Source organism: Kosmotoga sp., assembly GCF_982836095.1.
Genome location: NZ_CEYIHJ010000112.1, coordinates 1 through 6,482, shown reverse-complemented (window position 1 = coordinate 6,482; position 6,482 = coordinate 1). Strand labels below are relative to the sequence as shown.

6 protein-coding genes and 1 other RNA gene are annotated in these 6,482 nt (G+C 39.8%); all 7 read right to left on the bottom strand.

From position 1 onward, the window contains the following. Positions 1 to 857 (bottom strand): nitrilase-related carbon-nitrogen hydrolase (locus AC3LHT_RS07745; RefSeq protein ID WP_488662481.1); only part of this gene is annotated, 857 nt, incomplete at its 3' end. A gap of 99 nt (positions 858 to 956) precedes the next feature. Then, positions 957 to 1,308, bottom strand: a transfer-messenger RNA (tmRNA) gene (gene ssrA, locus AC3LHT_RS07740). Between the two features lie 66 nt (positions 1,309 to 1,374). Then, on the bottom strand, positions 1,375 to 2,061 hold the full coding sequence (gene trhA, locus AC3LHT_RS07735; RefSeq protein ID WP_290645645.1) for a PAQR family membrane homeostasis protein TrhA: 687 nt from the start codon (positions 2,059 to 2,061) through the stop codon (positions 1,375 to 1,377). A gap of 76 nt (positions 2,062 to 2,137) precedes the next feature. After that, complete coding sequence (locus AC3LHT_RS07730) at positions 2,138 to 3,169, bottom strand: L-Ala-D/L-Glu epimerase (RefSeq protein WP_488662480.1); 1,032 nt, start codon at positions 3,167 to 3,169, stop codon at positions 2,138 to 2,140. 13 nt (positions 3,170 to 3,182) lie between these two features. Next, entirely contained in the window at positions 3,183 to 4,541 is a 1,359-nt protein-coding gene (locus AC3LHT_RS07725; RefSeq protein WP_488662482.1) for a transglutaminase-like domain-containing protein, read from the bottom strand. Positions 4,542 to 4,762: 221 nt separating this feature from the next. Continuing rightward, positions 4,763 to 5,917, bottom strand: a complete 1,155-nt coding sequence (locus AC3LHT_RS07720; protein ID WP_488662479.1) for a Gfo/Idh/MocA family protein — start codon at positions 5,915 to 5,917, stop codon at positions 4,763 to 4,765. A 52-nt stretch (positions 5,918 to 5,969) separates the two neighbouring features. Further along, a complete protein-coding gene (locus AC3LHT_RS07715) occupies positions 5,970 to 6,344 on the bottom strand; it encodes a four helix bundle protein (RefSeq protein ID WP_488662478.1) in 375 nt (124 codons plus the stop codon). Between the last annotated feature and the right edge of the window lie 138 nt (positions 6,345 to 6,482).

The following is a 6,482-nucleotide window of genomic DNA, read 5'->3' as shown; positions in this document are numbered from 1 at the left end:
TTCTTCCAGATACTGGATCTTCCTTCGGCTGTATCTTTACCCAGTTTTTCCACTGCCATGGCGTTAACCAAATATCTTATGTTTTCACGGTCTTTGCTCGCTTTTATGGTTCCATGTAGAAACCAGATTTGTTCTTGGGTTTTTTCGGGGAAATATCTCGTGGGAGATTTCCACAAGGCGAAGTTGCAACTTGGTACTACAAGGATATTTGCGCCGGCAGCATCAATTGTCTGAATGATATTTTGAAAAAACATATCATAACAAATTAGCCCACCTGCTTTCCCAAAAGAAGTAGTAATAGTTCGAGGATATTCGCTTTCGCCTTCGGAGAAAATGAGTTTTGTTTCTGAAGCTGTTAGTCGCTGTTTCTTGATTTTGGCAAGAAGCTGCCCTGAGGGATTGAAAAAATAACTCATGTTATACAACCTGTGCCCAATAATATGCCAACCCTTCTCGGATTCAAAAGTGATCTCCGGGAGAAGAATGCTGGGAGCTACAATATATGTCCCAAATTGACAGGCTAATTCTGAGAAGGCCTCACGATATAGCTTTTCAACGAAAAGGGCGTGCTTCAAAAAGGCTCCTTTGAATGGATTCAGTGACTTGAAACTAAGATTTCTCAGTACATACTTCATCAAGAGTTGAAGCAAGCTTTTAGGATTGTCAATCTTTGAAAACAATCCGGGGTATAGAAAAGTCCCCAGAAATTCTGGAAAAACCACAAGATGAGTTTCAGCGTTCCATTCGTTCATGGCTTTCATAAGATAATAAGAGAAAGCCTCTTTCATCCTTTCTTTCGATAAATAGTCATCTATATTGATTTCAACCTGTACTGCAGTGAGATCAAGTGAAGCCATTTTTCCCCTCCGCATGCTCCATTTTCGCAATCCAAACAATTTTAGCATTTTAGAAGAATCGCTCAAAAAGAAAAAAACGGGGTTTTCCCCGTTTTGATTTGGTGGAGGCGGCGGGAGTTGAACCCGCGTCCGAAGTCAGATCCCCCGTAGGCTCTCCGAGCGCAGCCTGCGTTCGATGTCGAAAGACCCACTACGCAGACAAAGTGAATCTTTCCGAGCCTCTAAAATGTCCCTGAAACGTCGAGGCTTCGTTTCAGGTAAGATCCGGAGTTATGACGCCCTTCTGCGGAATTCCGGATCAGGCTTCCGCAGGGACGGCTGCTTCATCTAATTAAGCAGCGAGAGCAAATTCATTGTTGGCACTTTTATTGTTCCGGCTTTTTAACGAGGTTCCGGAAACCCCGACTCGCTCCCACGGGTTCACTGACCCCGTCGAAACCGTTTCGCCCCCATAGTCCTTAGACGAATATATTTTATCATGGTTCAGTGAATTAATAAATCCCTCTCTTAAGTTGCGCTAATATGGCAATACATAGAGAAACATTGAAATCATGAAAGAAATGTTGCCAAGCATTACAAGCACATGCCAGAGTTCATGGTTCCCAAATCGCCCCGGAAAGAGATTGGGCTTTTCTTTAATAAATATCATTGCGCCGATTGTGTAAAAAAGCCCCCCTGCTATCATCAAAAGAACAACTTTTATACCCAAAAGCAAATATACACGATAAACGAGAAGCAAAGAAAGCCAACCCATGGCCAGATAGCCGGCCATGGAGAGCCATAAAGGCATTTTAGAAAAAAATACGGCTTTCAATACAATGTTCACCACTGCAAGAGCCCAAATAATTCCAAAAATAGACCAACCTAAAGTGCCTTTGACAACAACAAGGCAGAAAGGAGTATAGGTACCCGCTATTAGCAGATAAATCGCGCTGTGGTCGAGTATTCCAAAAACCTTGAAGTATCTCTTGAACCAGATAAAAAAATGTAGAATACTGCTCATAGTCATAGATAAGAATACACTGAAACCATACAGGCTGAAGCTGAAAACGTGAAGCCACTTTTTCTGAAGGGCAGAAAAGATAATTAGTAAAATCATACCAGTAAGGCCTATTACGGCTGCTATGGCATGGCTTATGGCATTAAAAGCTTCGTTGGCATCCTTTGATGAGATCATCGGGTCGAGTTTATTCATTCTATTCATATTTGCAAATCCTTTCGCAAGATGCATTATTCTACTATATTCAGTTGTCTTTTGACTTATAATCAGAAATATTGCTTTACTTTGCCTTTATCTTTGGCCCATCCTGTAAAAACTTTCCCCTGAATTTGTCTTCGAGAAGCATTAGGTGAGAATCAAGGTCGTGGAATGCAAAAGCACCTGTCCCAAGCGCGAATTGAACACTCTGATTAATACCCACACTGGATTCACTCATGCAGCCAATCATAAGTTGAATTTTAGCGGTATTCGCCATTTCTACAATTGCAAGGGCATCGGAAATACCGGATTTCATAAGCTTTATATTCACAAAGTCCACCGCGTCCTCTTTTATTAGCCTTAAAACATCGTATCTAGTTCTTGCGCTCTCATCTGCAGCAACCGGAAAAGGTGAGTTATACCTTACCAGTTTCAATCCTTCTATATTCTGTGCCTGCACAGGCTGCTCATACACATTTATATCTATTCCACGGGCGTAAATCTCCCTTGCAAAAGTAATAGCCTCTTTAGGGGTGTACCCAGTATTCGCATCAACGATGTATTTTGCGCCTTTTGAAACTTCATGTATGGCTTCCATAACCCGAATATCCTTTTTGAGTTCCTCACCAACTTTTATCTTAATTGACTTAAAACCCGATTTGAAAAGCAATTCTGCTTCTTTTGCCATATTTTCCACAGAATCAATGCCGATAGTTTTGTCCGTTTCTATCTCATCTTTTGCTCCACCAAGAAGCTGATAAACCTGGGCACCTATCTCTTCGCTAAAAGCATCAAGTGCAGCAAATTGTACTGCTGCTTTTACACTTGAGGCACATCTTAGCTTATCCATGATATCGAAAATTCGCCTATAGTTTCTTATGTCGATCCCAACTAGCTGTTCTTTTACAAAGGGCTGTAATGAGAGGAAAGTTTCCACTCTTTCACCGTTCACACGGTAAGATGGCGCTGCTTCGCCATAGCCAACAACCCCGTTTTCAAGGAATACCTGGACCTCGAGATTCTTACTCCCAGCGGATATACTATTTGCAATATGAAAAGGTTTCTCATACTGATATTCTTTCATAATGAACTTGATATCTTTAATCTTTCCCATATTTCTTCCCCCTTTAATTCTCAATCTCTTCAAAGGAAATTATCTTCATTTCCACTTTAAAAGCATCGTTGTATATATTCTCAACCTCTGTTTCCAGTTCACCTACCTGGTTATCATAAGGATCCGAACGCCAGAATCTTTTTATTGGCTGAAAATCTGCCATATATTCAGAATTTGCTACCATTCTGAAGGCATCGAGGTTTCCGAAGTAGAATTTATTGACAAAGTCTGGTCTTTCAGGTCTTACACCCCCAAAAGATAGGTCAGCTGGAAGCCAGCCATAAGGTTCAACATAGAACATGGTCCAATCATGTGGTGAAGCAAAAGCAGGATTCGCATACCAGCCTGATTGCCATCTTGCAGGCACACCAGCAATTCTACATAATGTTATATAAAGAGAAGCTTGTGCACCGCAATCGCCTCTTAAATTTGACGCGACAAACATGGGGATGTTTTCATACAGAGCGTATGGATGCATATAAGAATACCTCACATTGTGTGTTATCCACTCATAAAGTTTCTTGGCCTTGAGATAGGGGTTCTCTTCGCCTCCTATTATTTCGCTTGTAAGTTGTTTCAAATAAGGTGTGAAAACAATATGGGGAGGTCGTTCAACAAGGTATTTCGAAAGTTCGGGCGAAAAAGTAGCTTTTACTTTATCAGGGTTTACAGTGGTATATTGCTCACTGATAACATACTCAAATCTTACCCTAAAATAAAGCCCTTCCTTCAGGTCATCTTCCATGTAGATAGTGCGATGAGGCGTTTCATTGGGAGTCAGAAGAAACTTTTCGTGGCTTGTTTCAATGAGTTTAGCATCGCTAATTTGAGCTTCTACTTTTGGAAAGGGTAGCCAGCACTTAACATGATTACCCTTGATTTTACTGATATCAGGTGTAACTTTTATTTCCGCGGTGACTCGATAGCTCTTGGGCTTATCACCTGAAAGGAGAGATTCAACACGATTGTAAAGTAGCTCTCTCACTTTTTCTGATTTTTCGTCTTTCTTCGTTCGACTTTTGTATTTAGGTATGGCAAAAAGCAGGTTCTCAAAAAATCTCGCCTCAAATCTCTTTTCGCCTTCAACAACAATGTAGTCCAAAACAGCGGCATTTATGAGCTCATCATATTCCTTTTCAGACAAGTCTTTGATCGATTCAAATAATTTCTTCTTAGCTTCCATTTCGGTAAAAGGATAATTTTTAACCAACCTTTCGATTCGTTCAAGTTCGAACTCAAGGCGCGCTTTAAGCATAGTCGGCAGGGAACTGGACTCGAGCTTCTGCATAATCAACTGTCGCGCCCTGCTAAAATTTCCCAGTTTTTCCTCACGTTCAAGCTCTTCGAAGAGAGGTGTATTCATAAACTCCATCACGTTTATCATCCCCCCAATAATATTGTTCGGTTACCTTACTATAGCATATAAGAACGAAATACAGAAATTCTATTTAATATCTCAGAAGGCATTATTTATAGGCGACATAGACGTCAAAATATACACTTAAGATAAAAGCAAAATAAATTTTTCAAGCTAATAGACCCAAAGTCGAAATAAAAAAGGTGATCCTGAAGATCACCTTTTTGCTGTTATTTTCAAAACTTGAATCCAATCATTTCTTCCGTCGAAAATTCAATTGGAAATTTCACAGGCCTTTTTTCCTTTACAGACTTGTATATTCCCAAAATTATCTCAACAGCCTTTTTCCCGTCTTCGCCCGTAATATAAGGCTTTTTATCATGGACAATGGAGTTTGCAAAATCTGCAAATAACGTGATATGACCATTCCCGTATACCGTTTCAGGATCTGGAAGATTCATGAAAGGATGGCTATCTTCCCCGGGAAATCTCCATGTCTGTATTTTATTCACAGCAAGACCGCCAATAATTACCGTTCCGCTTTCACCAAAAACAGAGAGAGTCTCTTCTAGGTTTCTTGGATATACATTCGCTGTTCCTTCAATTATTCCGACTGAACCATTCTTAAATTTCAAAATTGCGGCACCAAAATCTTCTGCCTCGATGTATTTGTGATTGAAATTCTTGGTTACCGCATAAATTTCTTCAATATCGCCTCCAAGTGTCCACTGAAGAAGATCGATGTTGTGAGAGCATTGGTTCATCAAGGTACCGCCATCCATTGCCCAGGTTCCGCGCCAAGAAGATTGTTTGTAATAATCTTTATTCCTGTTCCAGAGAATTCTTGCAGTGGCATTGAAAATCTTGCCAAAGGCACCGCTCTCGATTTTTTTTCTGAGTTCTTGTATAGGCGGATTGAAACGATTTTGAAAACACACACCCAGTTTTAGATGCTTTTCCTTAGCTAAAGAAATCATCTCGTCCATGTGGCTGGTACTCAAAGCCATCGGTTTCTCAACGAGAACGTGCTTCCTAGCAGAAAGAAAATCCATAGCTATACGATAATGATTCCCACTCTCTGTGGCAATGGTCACAAAATCGATATCTTTATCAAGCAATTCAGAATAGTCAGTAATGACTTGCGGTTTGAGAATACGTTGTTGGTTGTACGTTGTTCGTTGTGCGCTTACGGTTTTTTTATCTTTCGTACTACCTACAACCCACAATCCACAACGTTTCTTATACTCATCTGCCGCTCTTTCAGCTTTTTCTTTCACAATATCGCATACCGCAACGAGCTCTATTTTGTCAGAATTAGCCGCAAACGCCTCTATATGCTTTTTTATTCCTATCCTTCCACAACCAATCAATGCACCACGTAGATTTGACATTAAAAACCTCCTAACACGAGATCCGAGAACCGAAAGACCGAGAAATAGTAAGCTATTCATCTGTACTTGCTTTTCTTTGAATAGACCCTATTAATTTCTGTAGCATTAATCTTATTCTTTCAGTTAGATTGGTAAGATTATCATATTCCTCTTCATCAATATATAGCAAACGCTTTGCAATTTCAATTTGGATTTTTATTTCCATCAATGATCCCCTAGCATTGTATAAAAAATGCACGTATTCCTTTGAATATTTCCTTCCATTACCTTCTGCAATATTAGATGGTATAGAAACTGCTGCCCTTCTCATTTGGCTTATGAGTCCAAATTTTTCTTCATCAGGGAAATTTTTAGTAATTCTGTATATTTCTTCAACAAAATTTAGTGTAACTTCATATAGTTCCATATCTACAAATGCCACAAACATCACACCAATCTTTTTTTAAGTATTTCTATGTTTCATTAGTTTTTTAAGTTTCTCTCCCGGACTCTTGGTTCTCTTGGCTTCTCGGACTCTCGTTACTCTGGTCTTTCACCTACTATGTCAAGTCAAGGAGACAATCTA

What these genes read in the sequence shown, in the direction of transcription:
- trhA (WP_290645645.1), bottom strand. Translation starts at nt 2,061, where the DNA reads ATGAATAGAATGAATAAACTCGACCCGATGATCTCATCAAAGGATGCC.
- AC3LHT_RS07730 (WP_488662480.1), bottom strand. Translation starts at nt 3,169, where the DNA reads ATGGGAAAGATTAAAGATATCAAGTTCATTATGAAAGAATATCAGTAT.
- AC3LHT_RS07725 (WP_488662482.1), bottom strand. Translation starts at nt 4,541, where the DNA reads ATGGAGTTTATGAATACACCTCTCTTCGAAGAGCTTGAACGTGAGGAA.
- AC3LHT_RS07720 (WP_488662479.1), bottom strand. Translation starts at nt 5,917, where the DNA reads ATGTCAAATCTACGTGGTGCATTGATTGGTTGTGGAAGGATAGGAATA.
- AC3LHT_RS07715 (WP_488662478.1), bottom strand. Translation starts at nt 6,344, where the DNA reads ATGTTTGTGGCATTTGTAGATATGGAACTATATGAAGTTACACTAAAT.